The following is a 26626-nucleotide window of genomic DNA, read 5'->3' as shown; positions in this document are numbered from 1 at the left end:
CTTAAATGCTAAACAAACCCGTTAGCTAACGGTCAGTATTTCTACGTCAAAGGTCACTTGCTGACCCGCCAACGGATGGTTGAAGTCCACTGTCACCGAATCGCCAGCCACATCGCGAATGATGCCGGGTATTTCGCTGCCATTCGGTTGGGTAAAGGCCACTATGGTGCCCTCACTCACGTCTATGTCGGCGGCAAACTGACGGCGTTCCAGATGGTGGATGTTATTAGGATTAATCGGCCCAAAGGCATCATCGGGGCCCAGCTCAAAGCTGTGCTCATCGCCGGCTTTTAAACCCAGCAAGCAGGCCTCAAAGGTGGCTGTTAGGCTGCCATCCCCCATGCGTAGCTTAGCCGGCTGGCCTTGCAACTTAGTGCTGTCGGCCACAGAGCCGTCATTCAAGGTCAGCGTGAAGTGAAACAAGACTTCACTCTGGGCTCCTATCTGGTTACTCATCTACTTTGTCCTTCTTCAGGCTGTCGATGATGATCATAGCCGCACCAATAAAGATAAAGCTGTCGGCTAAGTTAAAGGCAGGCCAATGCCAAGCGTTTACATAAAAGTCGAGAAAGTCCACCACGTGACCGAGCATAATACGGTCAATCACGTTACCTATGGCACCACCAATCACTAATGCATAGGCTGCCGGCAACCAGCGAGCGGCTTTGGGCATTTTGGCCATCCACACGCTTAATAGCACAGTAACCGCTGTGGCGAGCCCTGCAAAAAACCAGCGTTGCCAGCCCCCTTGATCCGCCAAGAAGCTAAAGGCGGCACCCGGGTTATAGACGTGCACTAGGTTAAAGAAGGGGGTGACTTCCACCCCAGGATAACCAAAGTCCAGATACGTCACCGTGAGCCACTTGCTCACTTGGTCGAGCATTATGGCCACTATGGCCAGCCACCACCAACGTAGACCGCTATTAAGCACTAAAGAGCCTCGCACGTTCGTCATTAAGCAAACCGGCGAGTTTCGCCGTCTCCAGAGACGTTAGATACGCAACGGCCACACATATGGTCGTGCTCTTCGCTGACATCCGCCACATGGTGCCAGCAACGACCGCACTTCTCGGCCTCGCTCTTAGCCACTGATATTTTCAAGCCTTCCAGCTCCGTATCTTGGGCGTTAACCGCTTCTGGTAACGGCTTAACCGTCACGCTTGAGGTTAACAGCACGAAGCGCAGCTCTGACCCTAAACGACCCAAGATGGTGGCCAAAGATTCATCCACAAACAGCGTGATTTCAGCTTCCAGTGCGCCGCCAATTACTTTCTCTTTACGGGCGCTTTCTAAGGCCTTGTTCACCGCTTGACGCACGGTGAGCAATTGCGCCCAGAAGTCATCATTCAGTGTTTCATCGGCGGCCAGACCAAATAGCCCCTCGTAGAACTCTTCGGTAAACACAAACTGACTGCGCTCGCCCGGTAACAAGTTCCAGATTTCATCCGCGGTAAAGCTCATGATAGGTGCCATCCAGCGCACTAAGGCTTCCACTATGTGATAAAGCGCCGTCTGACAAGAGCGACGGGCCAAACCATCGGCTTTGGCCGTGTACTGGCGGTCTTTGATCACGTCCAGATAGAAGGATCCCATTTCTACCGAGCAAAACTGCATCAGCTTTTGCGTCACTAAGTGGAAGTTATATTCGTCATAGGCGGTGATGATCTCTTGCTGGATCGCTTGCGCTCGACCCACGGCCCAGCGGTCGATCAACACCATGTCTTCTGGTGCCACCATATCGGTCGCCGGATCGAAGCCGTTCAAGTTAGCTAACAAGAAGCGCGCCGTGTTACGAATACGACGATAGGCATCGGCGCTGCGGTTTAGAATTTCATCTGAAACCGTCATCTCGCCGGCATAATCCGTGCTCGCTACCCATAAGCGCAAGATATCGGCACCCAGCTTGTTCATCACTTGCTGTGGGCTCACCACGTTGCCTACCGACTTAGACATCTTGCGACCGTCGCCGTCCACGGTGAAACCGTGGGTCAGCACTTGGCGATACGGCGCATGGCCTTTCATGGCGGTGGAGATCATTAAGGATGACATAAACCAGCCGCGATGCTGATCCGAGCCTTCCAGATACAGATCAGCGCTGTGGCCGCCAAACTCGGGACGCGGATCAACCACGGTAGCGTGGGTAGATCCTGAGTCAAACCACACATCAAGCGTATCCAATACCTTTTCGTATTGGCCCGCTTCTTCGCCTAACAGCTCGGCCGAGTCCAGATCCCACCAGGCTTGAATACCGGCCAGCTCTACGCGCTTGGCCACGTCTTCCATTAGCTCGGTGGCACGCGGGTGCAGGGCTTGGGTGTCTTTGTGCACAAATAAGGCAATTGGCACGCCCCACGTACGCTGGCGTGAAATACACCAGTCTGGACGATTCTCCACCATGGCCTGAATGCGGTTTTGACCCCATTCTGGCACCCATTGTACTTTCTTGATTTCGCCTAAGGCTTTGGTGCGTAAGCCGCCTTGCTCCATGCTGATAAACCACTGCGGTGTGGCACGGAAAATAATCGGCGTCTTATGGCGCCAGCAATGCGGATAGGAGTGCATGTAGGCTTGATGATGTAATAGCGCGCCGCGCTCTTTGAGCACTTCCACCACTGAATCATTGGCTTTAAACACGTGCTGACCGGCAAACAGTTCGGTATCAGGCAAGTAAACGCCATTGCCGCCCACTGGGTTGGCAATTTCTAAGCCGTACTGCTGACCGACCACGAAGTCTTCTTGACCATGTCCGGGTGCGGTATGCACGGCACCGGTACCGGCATCTAGGGTCACGTGCTCGCCTAGAATCGCGGGCACATCAAAGTCATAGAAAGGATGCTGGAAACGGCTGAGCTCAAGCGCCGAGCCTTGGCAAAAACCTAAGTTGTGATAATGGCTGATGCCGGCGCGGTCCATCACGTCAGTCACTAAATCTGCCGCCAAAATCAAGCGCTCTGGATGCTCGCCTTCTACTTGTACTAGCGCGTAGCTCAGATCGTTATTCAAGGCCACGGCGCGGTTAGCCGGCAGCGTCCAAGGGGTGGTGGTCCAAATGACCACAGAGACTGGGCCCTGACCAAAATGATCGACCGGACAATCAAACAAGGCGGCGACTGCAGCTTGATCCACGGCTTTAAAGCGCACGTCAATCGCCGGCGAGCGACGGTCTTCGTATTCTACTTCTGCTTCTGCCAGTGCCGAGCCGCAATCGGTACACCAGTGCACCGGCTTTGAGCCTTTGTGCAGATGACCATTATCGATGATTTTGCTCATGGAGCGAATGATGTTGGCTTCGGTGCCAAAGTCCATGGTCAGATACGGATTATCCCAATCGCCCAGCACGCCTAAGCGAATAAAATCGACTTTTTGCGCCTCAATTTGTGTTTTGGCATAAGCACGGCAGGCTTCACGAAACTCGGCAGGCGTGACTTTAACACCGGGCTTACCAATTTTTTCTTCTACTTTAAGTTCGATCGGCAGACCGTGGCAGTCCCAACCGGGAATGTAGGGTGAGTCAAAGCCCTGTAAGCCTTTCGACTTCACGATAATGTCTTTTAGGATCTTGTTTACCGAGTGACCAATATGAATGCTGCCATTGGCGTACGGAGGGCCGTCGTGCAGAATAAAAGGCTTTTTGCCAGCTTTGGCTTTACGCACGGCGCCGTATAAATCCTGTTTCGTCCAGCGGGCTAACATTTCCGGCTCTCGTTGGGCCAAGTTACCGCGCATCGGAAAATCTGTTTCGGGCAAATTCAGGGTGTTTTTATAATCGGTCATGAGTCCTACATTCCGTTCGGTTCTGATACCGCAAGCCCAAACCAATGGCGGGCTGCAACGGCGTCGCGTTGAATTTGCTCCTTTAACAGTGCAAAGGAAGCGAATTTTTGTTCACTGCGCAACTTTTTGCGCAGCTCCACTTCCACCTGTTTACCGTAAATATCACCGGAAAAATCAAACAGATGGACTTCTAATAAGGCTTGGCTGCCGTTCACGGTCGGCTTATTGCCAATGTTAGCTACGCCGGGATAAGACATGCCGTCCATCAACAGCTCAACCGCATACACGCCTGACACTGGGCTAACTTGGCGCTTTAATGCCACGTTAGCGGTCGGAAAACCTATGGTGCGCCCCAGCTTGGCGCCATGGGCTACGCGGCCACATAAACTATAAGGTCGGCCCAGCATCTCGGCCGCGTCTTCGAGTCTGTCATTAACCAAGGCGTCACGGATAAGCGTACTGCTCACCCGCTGGCTGTTTCTGCGAAAGCTCTGGGTGCTGACCACATCAAAATTAAAAGCAGCACCGGCGCGGGTTAATAATTCAAAATCGCCGTGTCTGTGTTGACCAAAGCGAAAATCATCACCCACCACTAAAAACCGCACCCCCAGTTTATCCACCAATAAATCACGAATAAAATGATCCGGGCTTTGGGCGGCAAATGCCTTGTTAAAGCGCACGCACAATAAACGGTCGATACCGAGCCGCGCCAGCTGGCGATATTTTTCGCGCAGTCGTGTCAGCCGAGGCGGTGCTTCACCGCCACTAAACAGCTCTCGGGGTTGAGGCTCAAACACCATCACGCAGGCCGGCACTTGTAAGCGCCGTGCCTGCTCTATCAAGCCCAGTAGCACGGCTTGGTGCCCTAAATGCACCCCATCAAAGTTACCTATGGTGAGCACACAGCCGCCGTGCCAGGGTTTGATATTGGGAATGCCGCGTATAAGCTCCATAGACTCCAAGACTGGCCTTAAATTGTAAAGCGACGGATTATACCTCAGGCCGCCGCTAGGATCAGCTCTATAGGCTTTTAAAATGCGACAAACGCACACCTGTCATTAACAGTAAGGCACCGTAACACACAGCACCCGCTCCAATATAGGCCAGCAGATGCCCAGCACTGCTCAAGGCCCCCCACGCCGCCCAGGTGCTGAGCGGTGGCGATAACCAGACCAATAGCGCTGCCATGGCGAAACTGGCTAGCGCAACCTTACCGGTAAACCACAAAGTTTTACGACTCGGATGATAAATACCGCGCTTACTTAAACCCCACGCCAGCAAGCCCGCATTCAAGATACCAGACAGCGCAGTAGCCAAGGCTAAGCCTACGTATCCCAGAGGAAAAATCAGGATAGCGTTCATCACCATATTGGCCACCATGGCGATAATACCAAAGCGCACCGGCGTTTTTGTGTCTTGGCGAGCGTAATAACCCGGTGCCAACACCTTGATCAGCATAAAAGCTTGCAGGCCCACACCATAGGCAATCAGGCTCTTACTGGCCGCCGTGACCTCCGTTACCCCGAACTCACCGCGCATAAACAGCACCCGCAGCATGGGCTCACTTAACACAATCAAGCCCAGCATGGCCGGAAAGCCCATCAGCAACACCATGCGTACCCCCCAATCCATGGTAGCGGCAAAGCCCTCTTTGGATTGCTCTACATGACGGCTCGATAAGGCCGGCAAAATCACGGTGGCAATGGCGATGCCAAATAGACCTAACGGAAATTCCAATAAGCGATCTGCGTAATACAGATAGCTGATAGAGCCGGTGGCTAAAAATGACGCCAACATAGTATCAAACAATAAGTTCACTTGGCTGACCGAGACGCCAAACAAGGCGGGGATCATCAGGGTACGTATTCTTACCACTCCCGGGTGATGCCAAGCCCAGCGCGGGCGCACCAACATGTGCAAACGGCGCAAAAACGGAAACTGAAACAAAAACTGTATCAAGCCACCGAGAAACACCCCTATGGCCAAGCCCATTTCCGGCTGCTCCATATTAGGGGATAACCAGAGCGCGGCCCCTATCATGGCCAGATTCAGAAACACAGGCGTAAAAGACGACACCGCAAACTTGCCAAAGGTATTTAAAATCGCCCCCGACATGGCGGTAAAACAGATAAACCACAGGTAGGGAAAGGTTACTTTTAGCAGTAAAGAGGCCAGCTCAAATTTGTAGGCTTCAGGCCCATCGTTATACCATTCTAAAAACCAGCCAATGCCAAATATGGCGGTCACAATGCCAGAACCGACCATGCCAATTAAGGTCACCACAGTCACTATCATGCCAAGGGTGCCGGAAACGGCGGCGATTAAGTCCTGGTTATCCTTAAAACTGCGAGTTTGTTTATATTCTGTCATCACCGGAATAAAGGCCTGATTGAAGGCACCTTCGGCGAATAGACGTCGTAAAAAGTTAGGTATACGGTTAGCGAAAAAGAACACATCTGCAGACGCACCAGCGCCTAGCAAGTTAGCAATCACTACGTCTCGTACTAAACCCAGCACCCGAGAAACTAGGGTCATGGCGGAGACAATTAAGCCTGATCGTAAAAGCACCTTACTCAAAATGAAAACCTCGTAGTAAGAAAATTGCTGAAGGTGGGGTAATGCTGGTAGAATTCGGCCGACAGTTTAACCTTCGGCTCTGTATCTGACCACAGGGCGATGTTTATTTGCACAAACCAATTGACAATCCGCAGTGAAAAAGGCATATTCCTCAGCCTTTTATTCTCACTCGCTAATACAGTTTTAGGAGTTTTACCTTGGCTAATATCAAGTCTGCTAAGAAACGCGCGCTTCAATCTGAGAAACGCCGTAAGCACAATGCCAGCCGTCGTTCTATGGTTCGCACTTACATGAAAAAAGTACTTGCAGCTATCGCGACTGGCGACAAAGCAAACGCTCAACAAGCATTTGACACTGCACAGCCTCTGTTGGATCGCATGGCCACTAAAGGTCTGATCCATAAGAATAAAGCTGCTCGTCATAAGAGCCGCTTGAACGCAAAAATTAAAGCTCTGTAAGTTACAGACTTTATTAGCGTGTAAAAAAACCGGCCTAGGCCGGTTTTTTATTTGGTAAAAAGTGAGATGAGAGGCGTAAGGCGAGAGGTGGAAAGCTCGCTCACTCACACCTCACTCTTCACGTCTCACTCCTCACACTTAGCCTCCGCTGCAATATAGCTTATGCAGTAGGCCTATCATCTCTCGGACTTCTTCACTCTTTAACGAGTAATACACGGTTTGCGCGTCTTTTCGAGTGCGCACGAAACCGTCGTTACGCAGCAGCGCCAAGTGTTGAGAAAGCGCCGATTGGCTCAAACCTAAGTGTTGATTCATTTCACCCACCGACAATTCCTTGTCCAGCAAATGACACAAAATAAAGAGTCTGCGCTCATTCGCCAGTGCCTTCAGCAGCTTAACGGCATGGGCCGCACCTGCTTGCATTGCTTGCATGTCCATTATTATGCCCACTTATGATGCCCACTTATGAGTGGTTAACTGAATTCGCCGTCAAAGCTGACGGGCGCTATACCCGTAGAAAAATCGTCTAGTCCCGAAAATAACATACTAAAATCACTTTCGCATAATCGCTTCACCGCAGGGTGTTGTATCATACGTTCGGCGAAAATAACGTAATATTCTTCTTTTAGCTCTTCGACGCGGCCAATTTCGACCACCGGCTGATATTGTAAAATGGCATCGCGATAAATAGCCGGCGCCACGAAAATACCCTGATTAAAAAAGCCAAAGGCCTTCATCAGCGCCGCATCATCAAACTCACCAAGAATTTGTGGCTTTAGGCCTTGTACTTCTAACCAGTGGCGCAATTGTCGGCCCATGGCGGTGCGTCGCCCAGGAATAAGCAGGCGCCGCTCTTCAAGGCATTCAGGGAAGGGTTTACTCGGCAGCGGCTCGCGGCAATAAAAGCCCATCTCACACTCACCCAGTTTCTTCGATAACAAACCTGCATGCTGCGCTGAGTCCACGGGGCAGTCCGATAAGATCATGTCCAGTTTATGTTCACTGAGCTGCTCTAACAGCATTTCGTGGGTCGACTCATAACAGCGCAGATGAATCGAGCCATCGTTGGGGATCACCGACATTAATACTCGACTCGCCAAGCGCTTAGACAAGGCATCGGCTACGCCAACATCAAAAATCAGATGATCTTCTTTGCGATAATGCACTATATCCAGCATTTCATAGGACAAGCTGAACATGCGATCCGCATACTTAAAGACTAATTGACCCAGCTCACTGGCTTCCAGTTGGCGCCCCTTGCGCTTAAAGAGCTTACCGCCGAGGCGTTGTTCAAGCTGGCGGATTTGTCCAGTCACGGTTTGTGGCGTTAAGAATAAGGCCTCGGCAGCTTTGGTCACCGAGCCCTTTTTTTGCGTCATCCAAAAGTAATATAGATGATTGTAATTAAGGTGTGACAAAGGAAATCTCCACGGCATATGCCCCATCATAATAAAAGCGGCTGGGTTTGAATACCCAGCCGCTCTAGTCACAGGCGCGATAGCCGATTAAGCGAAGGTGTCTTAAGCAAAAAGTACGTAAGTTAACGCTAATAAAGCAAAACTAGGTAGGCTTTACCTGCGAGTCGCATTGAGCTTTCTCTTCCCCCACCGACGTTAACTGCTGCTGCGGCAAAATGAGATACAAGAGCGTATAGCCCAAGCTGGCCGCCAAGGTAGAGCCTAATAAAATACCTAAGCGCGATAGATTAGCCAGTTCAGGGGTTTGTGCAAAGGCCAATGAAGCGATGAAAATAGACATAGTAAAGCCGATACCACAGAGCACGGACACGCCAAATATCTGCTTCATACAGACTCCAGCAGGCAACTGTGCCCAGCCTAAGCGCACCGCCAACCAAGCACTTAAAAATATGCCCATCGGTTTGCCGAGCAGTAGGCCGGCCATAATACCCAACGGTAAGGGTGCCGCCAGATCAGAGAAAGACAAGCCCTGAAGTGAAACTCCCGCATTCACAAAGGCAAACAGCGGCAAGATAAAAAAGGCACACCAAGGATGAAGAAAGCGCTCTAACTCTTGAGAGGGTGAGAACTTAATACCATGCAGTGGGATCAAAAAGCCCAAAATAACGCCAGCTATCGTAGCATGCACTCCCGACTGCAGTACCGCCACCCATACTATCCAGCCGAGGATTAGGTACGGCACCAGATTCTTCACCTGCGCGCGGTTAATCCAATACAAGCCACCAATACCTAATGCCGCGACCGACAGCGCTGGTATCGAAATGCCGTGGTTATAAAACAAGGCAATGATGATGATAGCGCCCAAGTCATCAATAATGGCTAATGCCAGTAAAAACACTTTAAGACTCAGTGGCACTCGCTTGCCCAAAAGAGCTATCACGCCCAGCGCAAACGCAATATCGGTTGCGGTCGGAATGGCCCAACCATTTTGGCTAACCTCCTCGCCAAGGTTAAACAACAAAAACCACAAGGCAGGGAACAACATACCGCCTATCGCAGCCACCGCCGGAAACAGGGCTTTTTCTCGGCTCGATAGCGCGCCAGACACCAGCTCACGTTTTACTTCCAGGCCAATCACCAAGAAAAAAATCGCCATTAGGCCATCATTTACCCAATGCGCGAGGGTTTTATCCAAATCAAGACTACTGATGCGCAGCTGAATTTGCGTATTTAGTACGTTCTGATAGACATCAGACAAACCCGTATTGGCCATCAACATGGCAATAATAGCGGCGATAATTAACAAAATACCGCCGGCAGATTCCATTGCCAGAAAACGCTTTAGTACATAGGCCATATGATAGAGACTCCTTCTCATCAACGATCCGCTACCGAATATACTCGGCTCATCCCTAACGGGCATTCCCTTGCACTACCTAGTGCAGACGGCAAAACCTTTGCCGTTAATTATAGATTTTTGTTAAAGAAACCGCCCACTCCTGTGTAACGCCCCCATAACATATTGGATCTTGAGTTAAATGGCTACTGCGGCCTTAATATGCGGGTGTGCTTGATAGTCTTCTAGCACAAAGTCCTCAAAGGCATAATCAAATAACGAGTCGGGTTTACGGGCTAGCTTTAAGCGAGGTAAGGCGAAAGGCTGGCGCGTTAACTGCAATGCCGTTTGCTCCAGATGATTGCTGTAGAGATGCACATCGCCACCAGTCCAGACAAAGTCCCCGACTTCCAGCCCCGCCTGTTGCGCCATCATGTGTGTTAACAGCGCGTAGCTTGCGATATTAAAGGGCAAGCCTAAAAATACATCACAGCTGCGCTGATAAAGCTGACAAGACAACTTGCCATTCACCACATAAAACTGGAACAGCGCATGACAAGGTGCGAGCGCCATTTGCTCAAGCTCACCCACGTTCCACGCCGAGACAATAATGCGACGGCTGTCTGGGTTGGTTTTGATGGTGTGTAGCGCTTCACTAATTTGGTCAATCACTTTGCCATTGGCGCCTTGCCAGCTACGCCACTGATGGCCATAAACCGGTCCTAAATCACCGTTGTCGTCGGCCCACTCATCCCAGATACGCACGCCATTTTCTTTCAGGTACTCGATATTGGTGTCGCCGTTTAAAAACCACAGCAATTCATAAATGATCGACTTGAGATGGCACTTTTTGGTCGTCACTAACGGAAAACCCTCGGCCAAATCAAAGCGCATCTGATGACCAAATACCGACAAGGTACCGGTACCGGTTCTGTCTTCTTTGACCGCGCCCTTGTCTAAAATATGCTGCATTAAATCAAGATAGGCTTTCACGCTATTTGTTCTCCGTTAATAAATCATTGCGGGTATACCACTGAGGGCGGCAAAAAGCGGCCCACAACATAATGCCACCGGCCAACATCATGGGCATGGATAGCAACTGCCCCATGCTGAACATATTCAGATACAGACCTAACTGCGCATCCGGCTCCCGCACAAATTCCACCATAAAGCGAAATAGGCCATAACAGAGGAGAAATAGCCCAGAGACAGCCCCGCGCGGCGCGCGTAACAACCAGGCTACGTTCAAGATAATCAGCAGCACCACGCCTTCCAGCGCAAACTGGTACAGCTGTGAAGCATGGCGCGGCAGCATACCGGCGGCAGGGAAAATAATGCCCCAAGACACATCGGTCACCCGGCCCCATAATTCGCCATTGATGAAGTTACCGATGCGCCCCGCACCTAAGCCAAAAGGGATCAAGGGTGCAATAAAATCAGACACCGCAAAGAAGGTTTTTCTCTGCTTACGGGCAAATAGCCAGAGCGCTGTGATCACGCCAATCAAGCCGCCATGAAACGACATACCGCCGGTCCAGATCTTAATCAGATACAGAGGATCGTCCAAGAAGGCATCAAATTGATAGAAGAACACATATCCGAGGCGACCGCCGATGATCACGCCTAAGAAACCATAGAAAAGCACATCAGACACTTGGTCTTTGGTCCATCCGGATCCAGGCTGTGCCGCTCGCCAATTGGCGACTAACCAAGCAAACACAAAGCCAAGTAAATACATCAAGCCATACCAATGCACCGCAAGCGGGCCTATTTGGATAGCAATGGGATCGAAACCGGGGAACACCCAGTGGCCTTCAGACATGCCTTTCTCCAGCAACAACAAAAAGGGGGTATTGTGCAATCGCACCGAGATAATTGCCAGAATTTAAGGAATACTCAAGGCTGCGATCAGTTAGAAAGCGCGCTAAAAGATAAACATCAAAGCCAATGTGTAGCGCTGCGCGACATCAGCAAGCTGCGGCAGAAAACATTGTGCTTGGGTTAAGTTACCGCTTAAAGCTGATAGCTCTTTGAAGGAGCTTACGGCTGCCCGAAGGGCTTAGGTCCGCGCAACAAGCCACCAAGACCGCGCTCTTCTAAATAACGACCAAAGATCTGTTTGATGGAGTCCATTCGCTGCTGGTCTTGGGTTTCGGCTAACAGCTTTTTTAGCTCGTCGCAGCGCGATTGGCGCACTATGTATTTGATGCGCAATATATTGCTGCTGTTCATACTAAACCGCCGATACCCCATGGCGAGCAGGATCAGCACACCAATCGGATCGCCTGCCAGTTCGCCGCAAATCGATACCGGCTTATCAAATAGCTCACCCGCCTCAATAATTTGCTGCAAAGCACGCAGTACCGCCGGATGCAGCGCATCGTAAATGTTAGCCACTCGACCATTATTACGATCCACGGCTAACAAATATTGGGTGAGATCATTGGTGCCCACCGACCAAAAATCCACCAGCGGCGCTAAGTCAGGCAACAAATACAATAACGACGGCACTTCTACCATCACCCCTAGGCTTGGATAACGGATCACCTCATGCTCAGGGGTTTCCGCTGACACCTCACGCCACGCTCTATCTAGCATGCGCCGAGCGGCCCGTACTTCATCGAGATTGGTCACCATGGGCAGCATGATCGATAAGTTATCCAGCCCTTGGCTGGCGCGCAACATGGCTTTTAATTGCACTAAGAATATTTCGGGATGATCCAGCGTCAAGCGAATACCACGCCAGCCTAAGAAGGGATTTTCTTCCACTATGGGAAAATACGGCAGCTGCTTATCACCGCCTACGTCTAAGGTGCGCATGCACACCGGCTTGCCCACGTAATTAGCCAATACGCGTCTATAGGTAGTGATTTGCTCTTGCTCGGAGGGAAAACGGTCGCGCAGCATAAAAGGAATTTCGGTGCGAAATAGGCCTATGCCCTCCACCGTATCGTTAGCACTAATAGTGGTGTTTGCACTCAAGCCGGCATTCAACAACAAGGCGACCGGTACTTCATCTAAGGTGCACGCAGGCTCATGACCAACACTGGCAAACAGTTGATCCATTTGCCGCTCTTGCTTGATCAACCTTTTATATTCGCGCAATACCGACGTCACCGGCTCCACCAATAAATCGCCGTGATAACCATCGACAATCAAGAGACGGTCTTCAAGCAACTCGAAGTTATGATCTATGCCCATCACAGCGGGCACGCCCATGGAGCGGGCTAAAATAGCGGCATGAGAGTTCACCGAGCCTTTGGCGGAGACGATACCTTTAAGTTTATTAGCCGGAATTTCGGCGATTAAGGTGGCGCTAATTTCATCGGCCACCAAGATCACCGGTTCATCTAACGATAGGCTATGCATGCCTTCGTCTTCGTGGATCAAGCGCGTCAACAATCGCTGCCCCAGATCGCGAATGTCCGACGCTCGCTCGCGCAAGTAAGGATCCGACATATGGCTAAACTGGGCAATTTGTTGTTCACAGATGCGTTTCACCGCACTGCCGGCAATCCAGCCTTGATCTATTTGTTGGCGGATCAAGGCAATAAACAGCGGATCTTTGAGCAGGTACTGATAAACCTCAAGCACGGCCACCGATGCACTGACTTGAGATTCTTGCAGCCGCAGCGCCATGCCGTTCAGCTCATCTTCCACTTGCACCAAGACTTTATCCAGTCGTTGATGCTGCAACACAGGGTCGTCTGCCTTGCGCTCTGTTACTTGAGCCAGCTCAATACGCGGCCGCCATACCCAAGCGCGGCCAATGGCTAACCCAGGCGAGCCCGCTAAGCCGCGCAGCATGCCATGCCAGTTAGGGGAGCGTAAGTTGCCCTTGGCTTCGGCATGGGCGATAACGGTAGCTAATTGCGAGGCCAAGGTGACCAAGAAGGATTCTTCACCCTCTTCAAATAACCGCTCCAATTTTTGCTGCACCACCAGCACACCCAAGGTTTTGCGCTGATGGATGATAGGCGCGCCCAAAAATGAGATAAAGGCGTCTTCGTGGGCTTCCGGTAAATACTTAAATTGCGGATGCGAGCGTGCATCGGCTAGGTTTATCAGCTCTTCTTTATCGCCAATCAAGCCAACTATGCCCTCGCCTAACGGAATTTTAGCGCGGCCCACAGCACTTGCCGCCAAACCATCGGTGGCAGCCAGCATATAGTGCTGCTGAGGATGTTGGCGCAGATAAATAGAGCAGCAGTCGACGTTCATGGCTGAGCGGGTTTGGCGCACCAGCTCATTCATGGCCTCATTAAGATCAGAGCTGGCCGTGACCTGCTGGACGATTTCCCGCAATTCCTTTAACACAGCCGCCTACTCCTTTAAGTTGCGCCATACGTTTAACGCCTTACGTTATACGTAAAGCACAGCTTGTTGGTCTTCTGCCCTTGACCGTGTTCCTGAACTCGTTTCAGGATCTCGCTCTCGTGTTTCTCTTTAACTTACAGCTTTAGTTTTGCTGCGCAAAACTAAAAGCGTTCGCCGACAAAAAACCTGTTTCGGTTTAGCTCGGCGCTGGGCGCTATTTTTTCCCCTTTCCCCTTTACCCTTTACGCCTCACCTGCTTTGACTAGCGCGGCCGTTTACGAGGATCTCGGTCTCGCCGACCTTGCTCCGCCATCACAATAGGCGCAAATTCTTTCAACACTCGTCGATACACTTCACGCTTAAAGGACACCACTTGACGCACCGGGTACCAATAGCTAACCCAGCGCCAATCATCAAACTCCGGTTGACCATGACAGCCAAACTCAATGTGCGACTCATGCTCTGATTCCAACCGCAACAAAAACCACTTCTGTTTTTGGCCGATGCACACCGGATTACTGTCCCATCGCACCAGACGCTTAGGCAGCTTGTATTTCAGCCAATGGCGCGTGACCGCGAGCAAAGTCACGTGCTCAGGCCTAAGCCCGATTTCTTCATACAGCTCCCGATACATGGATTGCTCCGGATTTTCACCGTCATCCACGCCACCTTGAGGAAACTGCCAAGAATGCTGGCCGTAGCGCCTCGCCCATAGCACCTGGCCTTTGCGATTGCAGAGCACTATGCCTACATTGGGACGAAAACCGTCGCCATCTATCACGCAATCACCAGACTAAAAAAATAACATACCTAGGATTGTTCCATATTCCCCTATTCGCGGCAAATGATGCTGTGCATATAGCCGAATTAGCTAATTTTGAATAACTTGTGTTTCTGTCAATAGTTATAAACAAAAAGGGATCCTCGACGGATCACTTGCCCCCATATTGTGTGGATAAGCTTGTGATAAAGGCTGTATAGCTTGATCATGATCTCAGTAAGCATAGGTTAAACTTATTTTATGATCCTAGAGTCAGATAAATTTAAGTTAATAAAATCATATCTTTAAATTCAACAAAAAGGATCTAACTGGATCTTTACACAGGGTATTTTAAGTATTCTCAATTGTGAGCAAGTTGAACTGTACAAAAAACAATCACACCCAAGTTATCCACAGTATTCAGGTGAACTTAGTGTTAACAATCTGAACTTAACTGCCATAAGCTGCAAATTTGTCAATCTAAAATGATAAAATTGACCTTGGTCCGACTTATCCAGAATTTCTGTGGATAAGCCTGTGTAACAGGCTGTTTATGATAGGCAAAAAGCCTTATATGATAGGTGATTCAATGATCGGCCGCAGAGCTCGGGTATAATACTTTTCAAATCATGACCTTGTATCAATTACCGTCTTTACAGTCAGCTTTCATCTTTAAAATCAGGGTTGATTATATTTTGTACCACTTAGGAACTCGTCCTCACGACCGCGCCGCCCTACTGCACAATGCAGAGCAGTTAACCGGCCTATCACTCGCAGAAATTGCCCAGCAGCTAGGCATAACAGTACCCGAGCACCTGCGCCGCGATAAAGGCTGGATCGGCCAGTTGTTAGAGCAGGCCTTAGGCGCCAGTGCCGGATCCAAGCCAGAGCAAGACTTTCCCGAATTGGGCGTAGAGCTAAAAACCATACCGGTAGATGAACAAGGCAAGCCGCTGGAAACCACCTTCGTCAGTGTAGCGCCATTGATGGGGATCAGTGGTTTGCGTTGGCAAGACTCGAATGTGCGCAACAAATTATCCTGCGTGCTGTGGATCCCTATCATTGGCAGCCGCCAAACTCCACCCGGCGAGCGGATCATAGGCCCGCCATTATGCTGGCAACCGAGTGCAGAAGAAGAACGGCTATTACGCCAAGATTGGGAAGAGATCATGGAGCTGATAAGCCTTGGCCAAATTCAAAACATCACGGCACGTCATGGACAAGTGTTACAACTGCGCCCAAAAGCGGCCAACAGCAAGGCGCTGACCGAGGCCGTTGGCGCAGAAGGCCAAGCCATAATGACGCTACCGCGCGGCTTCTACCTTAAAACCGGTTTTACTGCGGCCCTGTTGGCTAAACATTTTATGCTGTAAGTGACGGTAAAGTGTGAAGGGAAATGAGTGAAGGGAAATGAGTGAAGGGTAAACCTAACAAAAGGAATTTTAAGCCCTCCAGCTCCGCATGACCGCCGAACAAGCAGACAGACCACAAAGCATTACTCCTGTTGGTTTAATCTAGGCTTGTCCCCTTTACTCTTCACGCCTCACTCTTCACACCTAGGGGCTGCTCTTTGAGTCGCCAGATCAACCAGGCCACCAGCAAGATCCACGGGATGGCGAAGAGGTTTAACCAAGCCCAGCCCAGCAGCACTAAGCCTTGGCCGGCGAATAAGCTGCCCACGGCGGCGGCGCTAAATACCATAAATTCGTTGATGCCCTGCACCTTGGCTTTTTCCGCAGGCAAGTAGCTAAAAGTCAGTAAATGCGTGGCACCAATAAAAGTGAAGTTCCAACCTACACCTAATAACAGCAAGCCCCACCAGTAATTCCAAAAGCCTTGGCCGGTTAGATTCACCAGCACGCTGAGTAATAAGGCGCCGCAACCCCACAAGATCACGCGTCGCGTGGTGAAGCGCCGAATTAAAGAGCCGGTAACGAAAGACGGCACAAACATGCCGAGCACATGCCACTGGATCACATGGGCCGTGTCTGCAAAGCCATGCTGGTGATGATTCATAGCCAAGGGGGTGGCGGTCATGATCAGCACCATAATGCCATAGCCGATCATGCCAGACGCCACCGCCGCTAATAATAAAGGCTGAGCAAACAGCTGCTTATAACTTCTCACCTTAGCATCATGATTGATCGGCATGGGCTTAGGTAAAGGCAGCGCCATGATCAATAACATGGCTAGCACATACAGACCAAACAAACCGTAAAAGGCCCCCGCGTAGGGGCTGGCTTGATGCCAGTGTTGGGAGAGGATCGCCAAATTAGGCCCGATAATGGCCGCTAACACGCCGCCGGCCATCACCATGCTAATAGCCCGAGCGTGCAACGGCTGGGCGCAGGCTTCAAGGGCCGCAAAACGATATTGCTGGCCCACACCTATGGCAATGCCAATCAAGAAGGTACCCAAGGCAAACAGTGCCAAACTGATCTGTAACAAGCCTTGTAGCGCCACCCAAGTCCCGAGTAGGCCGATTAAATTGCCGCTCACAAAGCCAATTTTACGACCCAAGCGTTGCATCAAGTGCGCCGCGGGCAAGGTGGCACAAATTACACCGATAAACTGGCAGGCAATCGGCAGCGTCATTAAGGCCGGATGCGCCGCTAATTCTTGCCCCACTAAGGCCGAGATCGACACCAACAGAATATTGCCCGACATTAATAAGGCCTGCGCTATCGTCAAGCCCCATACGGTAAATGGCATTGAGATTTCCTTAACGTAAAAATGTGAGGCGTGAAGAGGGAGGTGTGAGGAGTAACCCCTCACGCTTTACCCCTCACACCTCACCATCAGAAAACAAAAAGGCCCGCAGATGCGGGCCTTTTATCACAACCGGTCGGCTGTTACTTAGCGCTGCGCGGAGCAGTGCCACGTGCAACAAGACGCTCTTTAATACGAGCAGACTTACCGGCACGATCACGCAGATAGTACAATTTAGCGCGACGTACTACGCCACGGCGCTTCAGTTCAACGCTGCCGATCAACGGGCTGTGAGTCTGGAAAGCACGTTCTACGCCTTCACCGTTAGAGATCTTACGAACGGTGAAAGAAGAGTGCAGACCACGATTACGCATGGCGATAACAACACCTTCGTATGCCTGAAGACGCTCTTTACCGCCCTCAGCAACGCGTACCATCACACGTACAGTGTCACCAGGACCGAACTCAGGAATGTCGGTACGTAATTGTTCGTCTTCCAGCTGCTTAATAATTTTGCTCATGATACTTCCTTTACCTAGGGTAAACTGAAAACTCTACTGTTTAGATCCGTTATGTTCACGGATAAATTGGGCAAGAAGTTGTTCTTGCGCGTCAGTCAGAGCTAGGTTGTTTAATAGTTCCGGTCTTCTTAACCAGGTACGACCTAACGACTGCTGCATTCTCCAACTGGCCACCTCGGCGTGTTTGCCACTCAACAACACTTTAGGAACGGCCATTCCCGCCAGTTGTTCAGGGCGCGTGTAGTGCGGGTGATCCAAGAGCCCTTCGCTGAAGGAATCTTGCTCCGCACTGGCCATGTCGCCTAATACACCCGGCACCAAACGGGCCACCGCGTCTACCAGCACCATAGCCGGCAACTCGCCGCCACTAAGCACATAATCACCCACCGACCACTCTTCGTCGACATCGGCTTGGATGATGCGCTCGTCCACTCCTTCGTACCGACCGGCCACCAAAATCAGCTTTTGCTGTTGGGCCAATTCGCTAACGCCTTGCTGATCCAACTTGCGGCCTTGAGGAGACAGGTAAATTACCTTGGCTCCCTCGCCCGCTGCCTCTCGTGCTGCGGCTATCGCATCACGCAAGGGTTGCACCATCATTAGCATCCCAGGTCCGCCCCCATAAGGTCTGTCATCGACAGTGCGGTGTTTGTCCTGGGCGAAATCTCGTGGATTCCAGCATTCAAATGTCAACAGACCATCTTTAACGGCCCGCCCGGTTACACCAAAGTCAGACACAGCCCGGAACATCTCCGGGAAGAGGCTAACCACCCCTATCCACATGATGATTTTCTCCGCGCTTGCAAACTTAAGTTAAAAATCCGGTTCCCAATCAATTTCTATGATGCGTTCTGCAAGATCTACAGACTTTATCACTTGGTCTTCGATGAACGGGATTAGCCGCTCACGTTGACCAAAGGCGTCTTTGGCATTCGCTTTCACTACTAAGACGTCGTTAGAACCGGTTTCCATCAACTGCGATACTAGGCCAAAATCATAGCCCTTGGTGTTCTGCACTCGACAACCGATCAAGTCACGCCAGTAGAATTCGTCGGCGGGCAAAGGCTTAAATAACTCTGCACTGACGCCGATATCGGAGCCGGTTAACAGTTGGGCTTCTTCGCGCTGCTCAACATGATCGAGCTTACAAATAAGACCGTTATTATGGCGCTTCCAGGCCGAAACCTTAACTTCACGCCAGCCAGTACCTACTCTCATCAGCCAAGGCTGATAATCGAAAATACCATCTGGTTGGTCGGTAAAGGAGTTGACCTTCAACCAACCTTTAATGCCATAAACGGCGCCTAGTTGGCCTACTACTACAGGTTCGCTCACTTTAATTCCCACCCTTGATTCAGACTTAAGCCGCAGCTTTAGTTGCGTCTTTTACTAACTTGGCAACGCGATCAGATAAAGATGCGCCTTGGCCAACCCAGTGATTGATGCGCTCAAGATCGATACGCAGCTTTTCAGCTTGGCCAGCAGCCAATGGGTTGAAGAAGCCTACTTTCTCGATGAAACGGCTGTCACGTGCGTAACGGCTGTCTGCCACTACTACTTGGTAAAACGGACGCTTTTTCGCGCCACCACGTTGTAAACGAATGGTTACCATATCGTCCTCTATATAACGGAACAAACAAGGGCCGCAAACAGTGCGAACCTTGGCTTAAAATAAGCCGCGCAATTGTACTCCAATATGCTGGCATTGCAACCAAATCGGCACAGTGCTGCGGCGGATAAGATTATCAATTCTGAGAGTGTAAACAGCCGAAATGACTATTTTTTAAGGGTTTAGCTTAAAATGGACGGCCACCGCCGCCCATACCACCCATGCCGCCTGGGCCCATCATGCCTTTCATTTGCCCCATCATCTTGCGAATGCCGCCTTTGCCAGACATCTTTTTCATCATCTTTTGCATCTGGGTAAACTGCTTTAAGAGCTTATTAACTTCTTGCACTTCTGTGCCCGAGCCTAAAGCAATCCGGCGCTTACGCGAGCCTTTAATTAAGTCTGGATGGCGACGCTCTTTGGGTGTCATGGAGCCGATAATGGCCTCCATGCGCACGCTCATCTTGTCATTTACTTGGTCTTTGACGCTGTCCGGCAACTGGCTCATGCCCGGCAACTTGTCCATCAGGCTCATCATGCCACCCATGCTACGCATCTGAACGAGTTGATCACGAAAGTCTTCGAGATCGAAGCCTTTGCCTTTTTTCAGCTTCTGCGCCATTTGCGCGGCTTTGTCTTTATCGACCGAGCGTTCCATTTGGTCGATTAACGACAGCATGTCGCCCATGCCCAAAATACGCGAGGCGATACGATCCGGATGGAAGGGCTCTAGGGCGTCAATTTTTTCGCCCATACCGATAAATTTAATCGGCTTACCGGTAATGTGGCGCACCGAAAGCGCGGCACCACCACGAGCATCACCGTCAGCCTTGGTCAAGATCACACCGGTCAGTGGCAGCGCATCATTGAAAGCCTTGGCGGTATTGGCCGCGTCTTGGCCTGTCATGGCGTCCACCACAAACAGGGTTTCGATGGGCTTGATGGCCTGATGCAGCTGCTGGATCTCATCCATCATGGCTGCATCGACGTGCAAACGACCGGCGGTGTCGACTATCAACACATCGAAAAATTGCTTACGACCATAGTCCAGCGCGTTACGGCCAATCTCGACCGGCTTTTGTTCGATATTACTGGGGAAGCATTCCACGCCTAAATCGGCGGCTAAGGTTTCCAGCTGCTTAATGGCGGCCGGACGATAGACGTCGGCACTCACCACTAAGACTTTCTTCTTGTGCCGCTCTTTTAAGAATTTAGCCAGTTTGCCCACAGAAGTGGTTTTACCCGCCCCTTGCAAGCCCGCCATCAAGATCACTGCCGGCGGCGTGGTGGACAGGTTCAGCTCTTCGTTAGCCTCACCCATCACCGCCACCAGCTCGGCATTCACTATCTTAATGAAAGCCTGACCAGGGCTTAAGGACTTAGAGACTTCTGTGCCCACGGCACGCTCTTTGACGCGATTAACAAAGTCACGCACCACCGGCAGTGCCACGTCTGCTTCAAGCAGCGCCATGCGCACTTCGCGCAGGGTTTCTTTAATATTGTCTTCGGTCAGTCGCCCGCGGCCACTGATATTTTTCAGGGTGTGCGATAGCCTTTCGGTAAGATTTTCAAACATGATATAGCCCGCAATTGGCGAAAATTAGCTCTAGTATACCCAAGTTATGCGCCGAACTTAAGCTACCTTGGGTAGCGATATGCTTTGGGTTAAGGGTATACTGATAATTCTTCTTATTTCACCCATTAATGGCTTAAATTCATATGGAATTGCTTGCTATTTTGGCGATGGCTTTTTATTTATTAGCAGCCTTTGCCTGTGTGCATAATATACTCAACCCGCAACACAGACGCGGACGTGCCGCAGTGCTGGCAGCACTCTGTGCCTTAGCGCTGCATGGCCTCTGGTTGTTCAACGGCATAGTACTGGTGCCGGGGCAAAACCTGAGCATACTCAACGTTGCCTCATTAATTAGCCTGATTATTGCCGCTCTGATGACGGTGCTAGTAGCACGCTTTAAAGTATGGCTACTCATGCCCTTGGTCTATGGTTTTGCCGGCTTATTATTAGCGGCAGACTGGCTGCTACCCAGCCATTACAGCATGTATCTTGAGACCCGCCCTGAAGTGCTACTGCACATAGGGCTGGGCCTGCTGGCGTATTCTTTGCTGGCGATTGCCTCGCTGTTGGCGATTTTATTGAGTTTTTTAACTCACCGGCTCAAGTCGCACAAACTGACCAACCTGCCTTCCTTGCCACCCTTGATGACGCTGGAGCGCTATCTGTTCCGATTGATTTTTATTGGTGTGGTGATACTGACGTTGTCGATTTCCAGCGGTTTGTTCTTTTTACAAGACATGTTTAGCCCCACCAAAGCCCACAAGGCGGCGCTGACCATACTTGCATGGTGCGTGTATGTGGGCTTGATTTGGGGCCATCACCACTTGGGTTGGCGCGGCAAAAAAGTCATTTGGACCAGCCTTGCCGGCAGTTTATTACTGACCTTGGCTTACTTTGGCAGTCGTTTCGTACGCGAGGTGTTACTGGGCTGAGACTTGACAGCCCGCGCTAAATCCTTAGTAATGACATCAATTTAATGACTTATTTTTACGACTACGACACAGGACGGCCTGCTTGGACGCAATCCCCACGGGTACCCTCACGGGTATCCTGATAGCTTTACTTATTCTTTCTGCTTTTTTCTCAAGCTCAGAAACTGGCATGATGTCGCTCAACCGTTATCGGTTGCGTCATTTAGCACAAAATAATCACAAATCCGCAATTCGCGTTGAGAAACTACTGGCGCGCCCTGACCGCTTAATCGGCCTTATTTTAATCGGTAACAATCTGGTCAATATTATGGCATCGGCCATTGCTACCTTGATTGCGATTCGTCTGTTCGGCGATTTAGGCGTGGCCATCGCCACCGTGGGCTTAACCATAGTGGTGCTGATCTTCTCTGAAGTAACACCGAAAACCCTCGCCGCCCTTTACCCTGAGCGTGTGGCATTTCCGGCATCCTTTATACTTAAGCCTTTGATGTGGCTGCTGTATCCTGCGGTGTGGATGATTAATGCCATCTCAAATGGCTTATTAATGTTATTTCGTATTAACCCGCGTAACCAAGAAGATAACGCCATTAGCTCCGAAGAGTTACGTACCATAGTGAATGAAGCGGGGGCGCTCATACCGCGGCGCCACCAAGATATGCTGGTGTCTATCTTAGATCTTGAGAAGGTTACCGTAGACGATATCATGGTGCCGCGTAATGAAATTTACGGCATCGACATTACTCAAGATTGGAAAAACATGAGTCGTCGTCTGCTACAAAGCCCGCACACTAAAGTGCTGTTGTATCGCGATAACATCGACGATGCCTTAGGTTTTATTCACGCCCGCGATGCGCTGCGCTTATTAGCCAAAGATGAATTTAGCAAAGCCAACTTAATGCGCGCGCTGCGTGAGCTATATTATATTCCCGAAGCCACGCCGCTTAACGTGCAGCTGGTGAAGTTTCAGCGCAATAAAGAGCGCATCGGCTTGATTGTTGATGAGTACGGCGATATTCAAGGCCTAGTGACACTGGATGATATTTTAGAAGAAATAGTCGGTGATTTTACCACTACTATCAGCCCCACTTTAAGCGATGAGATCAAACCCCAAGATGATGGCTCCTACCTAATTGAAGGATCGGCCAGCATTCGCGATATTAATAAAGAGCTCGGTTGGCAGCTGCCCTGTGATGGCCCCCGCTCACTCAATGGCTTAATACTGGAATACTTAGAAGAAATTCCCGAGGCTAATATTGGCTTGAGATTATCAGGCTATCCGATTGAGATTTTAGAAGTAGAAAACAATATGATTAAATTGGTGCGGGTGTTGCCCCATTACTTTAAATAGCTGGGCGTAAGCTCAAAGCCTGAAGCGAAGAGCTAGAAGATAAACACCATATTTATTCTAAGGAATAGCTCATAACTTCTGTGGAATTTTCAGTCAACTTGCCTTTAAAAACTAGAACCTTATCTGCCACGACTCTTTGTTACGAGAGTTACGAGAGTCACGGAAGAACACGGAAAAATAGCGATAAGATCTAAAAGTGACCATCAAGTGTAAGCCAACCACTAGGTCAGCAGCAGACGAGCTCTTACCATCAAGACATTTATCTTTTGTCGCACGTGAACTGCGTCCGTGACTCTCGTAAACAAAGAGTTCTCTTTTCCGTGGCAAAAAAAGTTCTGTTCCACATCAGTTATACCGTTCTATTTATAGGGTTTTTTCTTGTTGTTTAACTGACCGCTTCAAGCTTAAGGCTATTTATTTATGAGCTATTCCACGTCTACGTTAACGGCTGGGATATTAACGGCGGGATCTAAGCTACTGAACACAGCCATTAATTCATCACGGTTACTGATTAAGTCCGCAAGCGTATAGCTTTCCATCACGCCCAAAAACGCCTCCATGGCTTCCTGAAGCGCATCCTTTAATAGACAGATACGTACTATATAACAAGCCGGGCTGCCGCAATCAATGCCATTGAGGTTGTTCTCCAGTACGCGTATCACCTGCCCAATATTGATATCACTGGCCGGTTTGGCCAAACGTATGCCGCCATTCTTACCGCGAACAGCCTTAATATATCCTTCGCGTGCCAACTGATTCACCACCTTCACCAAGTGGTTACGAGAGACGTCGTACAACTTTGACACCTGTCCTACCGAGCTCAACTCTCCCTCAGGCAAAGTCGCCAGATACATTAGGGTTCTGAGACCAAAGTCCGTGTAGGTGGTCAACTTCATGGAGGCAGTTCCTAAGTAATAAAGTAGATATATAATACAGATTAGCGCGCCTGTGGGATATTAAATACCCACATCAGCAGCAAGTATATTCATAGCCGCTAATTTTAAGGTCAACTTGCTGTTAACTTAAGAAATACTATTAGACATAAGTATGAGATATACAGCCGTAAGCGGTGAGCTTTCAGCTGTAAGTTAAGCTCAATAGCCAAATAAAAATCACTCACGAGCCCACGGAGTGGTGTTGGTCTTAGCTGATGGCTTACTGCTTCAAGCTGCCCCTAAGGCCTAAAACATTAGCCGATGATTTAACTCTTTGACTTTGTGGGCCGGCATTCTGGCGGCCAAGGCGGTGCTGAGACGCTGGGCTTCTTGATGCTGTTTTTGATTGTCTAATATCATTTCTTTCAGCCACAAATAGGCTTGCGGATAATCCAGCGGGCTACCGCTACCACTGAGCAGCCATCTCGCCCAGGTAAATTGGGCTTTTTCAAAGCCTAAACTGGCGGCCTCTTGCATTAAGGGCTCGGCACGCTCGCGATTTTTTTGCACCAAAGTGCCGTCATAATAATAACGACCTAACTGCTCAAGCGCCGCCGGCAAGCCTTGCTCGGCCGCCTTCCACAACATGGTTAAGCCTCGGCGCGATTGCTGGGGCACACATACACCCCAGGCCAGCATATCGCCCCATAAAAATTGATAGGCAGGCAGGCGCAACACTTCGGCTCTCGCTTCAATGTCTTGTACTAACTGGCAGTCATCTTTATCGCGCACCTGCTGCAGATGACGATTGCTATTGATCCACTCAAGCAATTCATATTCTTCATACAAGGGCACGGCGCGCAACTCACCATCAGCCAAGGCTGCCACAGCCGCATCCGACGCCGCTCTCACTTCGCTGGCATCGCTACGTTGAATATCGTCTGCATCTGGGAGTTGAGTATCCGTATTCTTCACCGACGCCGCGGCATCTGAGGTTAACTTAGCGCCACTGGCAGCCGTAGAAATACGTTTCGCCATAGGTATACTGCCTGGGGCACTGCTAGCCGTATTCGAGCTGGCCTTGGTTTGCGCTTGGGTCTGCTCTTGGGTTTGTGCTTGCACTTGTGTTTGAGCCACGCTCACGCCAATCGTGGTGTAGAGCAGAAATAGCCCTAATCTTATTTTCATCATGGATTTCCTCTGGCCTGCATTGGCTATCGGCTCGGCGCCCTAAAAGTAAAGCTCAACTCGCTAACCGTCTTACGCTGTACGTTAAACGCTGTACGCTCTATTCCCTACAACGTAAGGCGTATAGCGTCAGGCGTTTCTAACGCTCTTTTTGCTTAACCTGTCGCCAATAGGCATCTAATTCTTGCAGACTGCAGTCTTGACTGCGCTTGCCATCCTGTTGCAAGGCGTGCTCGACACCGCGAAAGCGGCGCTCAAATTTATCGTTGGCGCCGCGCAATACGGCTTCGGGATCTTGCTTTAGGTGGCGCACTAAATTCACACAAGCAAACAGCACATCGCCCAGCTCGTCGGCGATGCGGGCACTATCTTGTTGTGGGTCTTTAAGCTCAGCCATGACTTCATCAAGCTCTTCATAGATTTTATCGAGTACCGGCGCTAATTCTTGCCAATCAAAGCCCACGGCAGAGCAGCGCTTTTGTATTTTATTGGCGCGCGTTAAGGCGGGTAAATTACGCGGAATATCATCTAAGGCGCTGGTGGCGGACGCATCCAGCTGCTGGCGCTCTTGGGCCTTAGTCACTTCCCAGTTAGCCTTGATCTCGGCCTCAGAACTCAACTTGATCTCGCCAAGCTCACTGTTCGGCTCATTGCTCGTAAAAACATGAGGATGGCGACGAATGAGCTTCTCACTGACCGCTTGCACCACGTCATTGAAATCAAACAGCGCCTGCTCTTTGCCAAGTTGCGCATAAAAAACCACTTGAAATAACAGGTCACCCAGCTCATTGGGTAACTCATCCAGCGCATTACGGGTAACGGTGTCCGCCACCTCATAGGCTTCTTCCAAGGTATGGGGCACCATACTGACAAAGTCTTGTTTTTGATCCCAAGGGCAGCCCGATACAGGGTCGCGCAGCGCCGCCATAATGCCGAGCAAGTCGTCGAGAGAATATTGTTTCATGCCGCTCCTTAAATAGGTGTGTTGCTGCTGGCGATTTCGTCGTTATAACACTCACTCGTTTAATCACATAGAAAACTATGCTCATAAACTCGTTCCTGTTATGCCTAGAACTCGCTGCGCGACAACCCACCTAAAGGTGTAGCGTTCTGGGTGGACTGCAGCATCACAACCTGTTGCGCAGGTTTTCGCTGAAAAAGTAAGAGTTGAAACGTGAGGTGCTAAACCCCGTTAGCAGGTCAGGCGCTATTAATGACGGGGTTGGTC

25 protein-coding genes are annotated in these 26626 nt (G+C 50.3%); 4 read left to right on the top strand and 21 right to left on the bottom strand.

Annotated elements, in window-relative coordinates; all coding sequences use genetic code 11:
* Positions 1 to 21: 21 nt before the first annotated feature.
* The 5 genes from fkpB to murJ form a co-directional block, all read right to left on the bottom strand.
* Entirely contained in the window at positions 22 to 456 is a 435-nt protein-coding gene (fkpB, locus tag ACEN2G_RS00845) for an FKBP-type peptidyl-prolyl cis-trans isomerase (RefSeq protein ID WP_442019559.1), read from the bottom strand.
* On the bottom strand, positions 449 to 955 hold the full coding sequence (gene lspA / locus ACEN2G_RS00840; protein WP_442019558.1) for a signal peptidase II: 507 nt from the start codon (positions 953 to 955) through the stop codon (positions 449 to 451). Before lspA ends, fkpB begins: the two co-directional genes overlap by 8 nt.
* Positions 955 to 3774 (bottom strand): isoleucine--tRNA ligase, encoded by a 2820-nt coding sequence (gene ileS / locus ACEN2G_RS00835; RefSeq protein ID WP_442019557.1) that lies wholly within the window; start codon positions 3772 to 3774, stop codon positions 955 to 957. Before ileS ends, lspA begins: the two co-directional genes overlap by 1 nt.
* Positions 3775 to 3779: 5 nt before the next feature.
* Entirely contained in the window at positions 3780 to 4727 is a 948-nt protein-coding gene (gene ribF, locus ACEN2G_RS00830; RefSeq protein WP_442019556.1) for a bifunctional riboflavin kinase/FAD synthetase, read from the bottom strand.
* A gap of 67 nt (positions 4728 to 4794) precedes the next feature.
* Positions 4795 to 6351 carry a murein biosynthesis integral membrane protein MurJ gene (murJ, locus tag ACEN2G_RS00825; RefSeq protein WP_442019555.1) on the bottom strand — a complete coding sequence of 519 codons (1557 nt, stop codon included), beginning with the start codon at positions 6349 to 6351 and terminating at the stop codon, positions 4795 to 4797.
* Between the two features lie 197 nt (positions 6352 to 6548).
* Between murJ and rpsT the strand changes: the two genes are divergently transcribed.
* Complete coding sequence (gene rpsT / locus ACEN2G_RS00820) at positions 6549 to 6809, top strand: 30S ribosomal protein S20 (RefSeq protein WP_087037002.1); 261 nt, start codon at positions 6549 to 6551, stop codon at positions 6807 to 6809.
* 138 nt (positions 6810 to 6947) lie between these two features.
* Here rpsT and ACEN2G_RS00815 read toward each other — a convergent pair whose 3' ends face one another.
* The 7 genes from ACEN2G_RS00815 to rppH form a co-directional block, all read right to left on the bottom strand.
* Positions 6948 to 7247 carry an ArsR/SmtB family transcription factor gene (locus ACEN2G_RS00815; protein WP_442019554.1) on the bottom strand — a complete coding sequence of 100 codons (300 nt, stop codon included), beginning with the start codon at positions 7245 to 7247 and terminating at the stop codon, positions 6948 to 6950.
* 35 nt (positions 7248 to 7282) lie between these two features.
* On the bottom strand, positions 7283 to 8227 hold the full coding sequence (nhaR, locus tag ACEN2G_RS00810; protein WP_442019553.1) for a transcriptional activator NhaR: 945 nt from the start codon (positions 8225 to 8227) through the stop codon (positions 7283 to 7285).
* A 142-nt stretch (positions 8228 to 8369) separates the two neighbouring features.
* Positions 8370 to 9584, bottom strand: a complete 1215-nt coding sequence (gene nhaA, locus ACEN2G_RS00805) for a Na+/H+ antiporter NhaA (RefSeq protein WP_442019552.1) — start codon at positions 9582 to 9584, stop codon at positions 8370 to 8372.
* 177 nt (positions 9585 to 9761) lie between these two features.
* Entirely contained in the window at positions 9762 to 10556 is a 795-nt protein-coding gene (gene thyA, locus ACEN2G_RS00800) for a thymidylate synthase (protein ID WP_442019551.1), read from the bottom strand.
* Position 10557: 1 nt separating this feature from the next.
* Positions 10558 to 11385 (bottom strand): prolipoprotein diacylglyceryl transferase, encoded by an 828-nt coding sequence (lgt, locus tag ACEN2G_RS00795; RefSeq protein ID WP_442019550.1) that lies wholly within the window; start codon positions 11383 to 11385, stop codon positions 10558 to 10560.
* A gap of 218 nt (positions 11386 to 11603) precedes the next feature.
* The gene (gene ptsP / locus ACEN2G_RS00790) at positions 11604 to 13880 is read right to left on the bottom strand and encodes a phosphoenolpyruvate--protein phosphotransferase (RefSeq protein ID WP_442019549.1); all 2277 of its coding nucleotides are present in this window, start codon (positions 13878 to 13880) and stop codon (positions 11604 to 11606) included.
* A gap of 262 nt (positions 13881 to 14142) precedes the next feature.
* The gene (rppH, locus tag ACEN2G_RS00785) at positions 14143 to 14661 is read right to left on the bottom strand and encodes an RNA pyrophosphohydrolase (protein WP_442019548.1); all 519 of its coding nucleotides are present in this window, start codon (positions 14659 to 14661) and stop codon (positions 14143 to 14145) included.
* A gap of 674 nt (positions 14662 to 15335) precedes the next feature.
* On the opposite strand from rppH, the gene mutH reads away from it, so the two are divergent.
* Entirely contained in the window at positions 15336 to 16013 is a 678-nt protein-coding gene (gene mutH / locus ACEN2G_RS00780; RefSeq protein ID WP_442019547.1) for a DNA mismatch repair endonuclease MutH, read from the top strand.
* A 163-nt stretch (positions 16014 to 16176) separates the two neighbouring features.
* On the opposite strand, the gene ACEN2G_RS00775 is transcribed toward mutH, so the two are convergent.
* The 6 genes from ACEN2G_RS00775 to ffh form a co-directional block, all read right to left on the bottom strand.
* Positions 16177 to 17352 carry an MFS transporter gene (locus tag ACEN2G_RS00775; RefSeq protein ID WP_442019546.1) on the bottom strand — a complete coding sequence of 392 codons (1176 nt, stop codon included), beginning with the start codon at positions 17350 to 17352 and terminating at the stop codon, positions 16177 to 16179.
* Between the two features lie 140 nt (positions 17353 to 17492).
* Positions 17493 to 17870 (bottom strand): 50S ribosomal protein L19, encoded by a 378-nt coding sequence (rplS, locus tag ACEN2G_RS00770; protein WP_442019545.1) that lies wholly within the window; start codon positions 17868 to 17870, stop codon positions 17493 to 17495.
* A 33-nt stretch (positions 17871 to 17903) separates the two neighbouring features.
* Positions 17904 to 18653: a tRNA (guanosine(37)-N1)-methyltransferase TrmD gene (gene trmD / locus ACEN2G_RS00765; RefSeq protein WP_442019544.1), complete on the bottom strand. Its 750-nt coding sequence runs from the start codon at positions 18651 to 18653 to the stop codon at positions 17904 to 17906.
* Between the two features lie 30 nt (positions 18654 to 18683).
* On the bottom strand, positions 18684 to 19205 hold the full coding sequence (rimM, locus tag ACEN2G_RS00760) for a ribosome maturation factor RimM (protein WP_442019543.1): 522 nt from the start codon (positions 19203 to 19205) through the stop codon (positions 18684 to 18686).
* Between the two features lie 25 nt (positions 19206 to 19230).
* On the bottom strand, positions 19231 to 19482 hold the full coding sequence (rpsP, locus tag ACEN2G_RS00755; protein WP_442019542.1) for a 30S ribosomal protein S16: 252 nt from the start codon (positions 19480 to 19482) through the stop codon (positions 19231 to 19233).
* A gap of 184 nt (positions 19483 to 19666) precedes the next feature.
* Positions 19667 to 21055, bottom strand: coding sequence for a signal recognition particle protein (ffh, locus tag ACEN2G_RS00750; RefSeq protein WP_442019541.1), 1389 nt, complete (start codon positions 21053 to 21055; stop codon positions 19667 to 19669).
* A 143-nt stretch (positions 21056 to 21198) separates the two neighbouring features.
* On the opposite strand from ffh, the gene ACEN2G_RS00745 reads away from it, so the two are divergent.
* Positions 21199 to 21987, top strand: coding sequence for a cytochrome C assembly family protein (locus ACEN2G_RS00745; RefSeq protein WP_442019540.1), 789 nt, complete (start codon positions 21199 to 21201; stop codon positions 21985 to 21987).
* A gap of 82 nt (positions 21988 to 22069) precedes the next feature.
* Entirely contained in the window at positions 22070 to 23335 is a 1266-nt protein-coding gene (locus ACEN2G_RS00740; protein WP_442019539.1) for an HlyC/CorC family transporter, read from the top strand.
* A 425-nt stretch (positions 23336 to 23760) separates the two neighbouring features.
* On the opposite strand, the gene ACEN2G_RS00735 is transcribed toward ACEN2G_RS00740, so the two are convergent.
* From ACEN2G_RS00735 to mazG, 3 genes are all read right to left on the bottom strand, one after another.
* Positions 23761 to 24231 carry an Rrf2 family transcriptional regulator gene (locus ACEN2G_RS00735; protein WP_442019538.1) on the bottom strand — a complete coding sequence of 157 codons (471 nt, stop codon included), beginning with the start codon at positions 24229 to 24231 and terminating at the stop codon, positions 23761 to 23763.
* Between the two features lie 285 nt (positions 24232 to 24516).
* Positions 24517 to 25401 carry a tetratricopeptide repeat protein gene (locus ACEN2G_RS00730; protein WP_442019537.1) on the bottom strand — a complete coding sequence of 295 codons (885 nt, stop codon included), beginning with the start codon at positions 25399 to 25401 and terminating at the stop codon, positions 24517 to 24519.
* Positions 25402 to 25537: 136 nt separating this feature from the next.
* Positions 25538 to 26362: a nucleoside triphosphate pyrophosphohydrolase gene (mazG, locus tag ACEN2G_RS00725; RefSeq protein WP_442019536.1), complete on the bottom strand. Its 825-nt coding sequence runs from the start codon at positions 26360 to 26362 to the stop codon at positions 25538 to 25540.
* Between the last annotated feature and the right edge of the window lie 264 nt (positions 26363 to 26626).

This window comes from Oceanisphaera sp. W20_SRM_FM3 (genome assembly GCF_052119705.1).
Lineage (GTDB): Bacteria > Pseudomonadota > Gammaproteobacteria > Enterobacterales > Aeromonadaceae > Oceanimonas.
Note: the sequence above shows the minus strand (reverse complement) of the source record. Positions and strands in the feature narration are given on the sequence as shown.

Bases quoted from the DNA above. Each gene is read 5' to 3' on its own strand.
- ffh (WP_442019541.1), bottom strand. From the start codon at position 21,055: ATGTTTGAAAATCTTACCGAAAGGCTATCGCACACCCTGAAAAATATC.
- rplS (WP_442019545.1), bottom strand. From the start codon at position 17,870: ATGAGCAAAATTATTAAGCAGCTGGAAGACGAACAATTACGTACCGAC.
- ribF (WP_442019556.1), bottom strand. From the start codon at position 4,727: ATGGAGCTTATACGCGGCATTCCCAATATCAAACCCTGGCACGGCGGC.
- fkpB (WP_442019559.1), bottom strand. From the start codon at position 456: ATGAGTAACCAGATAGGAGCCCAGAGTGAAGTCTTGTTTCACTTCACG.
- ACEN2G_RS00730 (WP_442019537.1), bottom strand. From the start codon at position 25,401: ATGATGAAAATAAGATTAGGGCTATTTCTGCTCTACACCACGATTGGC.
- mazG (WP_442019536.1), bottom strand. From the start codon at position 26,362: ATGAAACAATATTCTCTCGACGACTTGCTCGGCATTATGGCGGCGCTG.
- ACEN2G_RS00735 (WP_442019538.1), bottom strand. From the start codon at position 24,231: ATGAAGTTGACCACCTACACGGACTTTGGTCTCAGAACCCTAATGTAT.
- nhaA (WP_442019552.1), bottom strand. From the start codon at position 9,584: ATGGCCTATGTACTAAAGCGTTTTCTGGCAATGGAATCTGCCGGCGGT.
- rpsP (WP_442019542.1), bottom strand. From the start codon at position 19,482: ATGGTAACCATTCGTTTACAACGTGGTGGCGCGAAAAAGCGTCCGTTT.
- ACEN2G_RS00815 (WP_442019554.1), bottom strand. From the start codon at position 7,247: ATGGACATGCAAGCAATGCAAGCAGGTGCGGCCCATGCCGTTAAGCTG.
- lgt (WP_442019550.1), bottom strand. From the start codon at position 11,385: ATGTCTGAAGGCCACTGGGTGTTCCCCGGTTTCGATCCCATTGCTATC.
- lspA (WP_442019558.1), bottom strand. From the start codon at position 955: ATGACGAACGTGCGAGGCTCTTTAGTGCTTAATAGCGGTCTACGTTGG.
- ACEN2G_RS00775 (WP_442019546.1), bottom strand. From the start codon at position 17,352: ATGCCATTTACCGTATGGGGCTTGACGATAGCGCAGGCCTTATTAATG.
- ileS (WP_442019557.1), bottom strand. From the start codon at position 3,774: ATGACCGATTATAAAAACACCCTGAATTTGCCCGAAACAGATTTTCCG.
- ACEN2G_RS00745 (WP_442019540.1), top strand. From the start codon at position 21,199: ATGGAATTGCTTGCTATTTTGGCGATGGCTTTTTATTTATTAGCAGCC.
- trmD (WP_442019544.1), bottom strand. From the start codon at position 18,653: ATGTGGATAGGGGTGGTTAGCCTCTTCCCGGAGATGTTCCGGGCTGTG.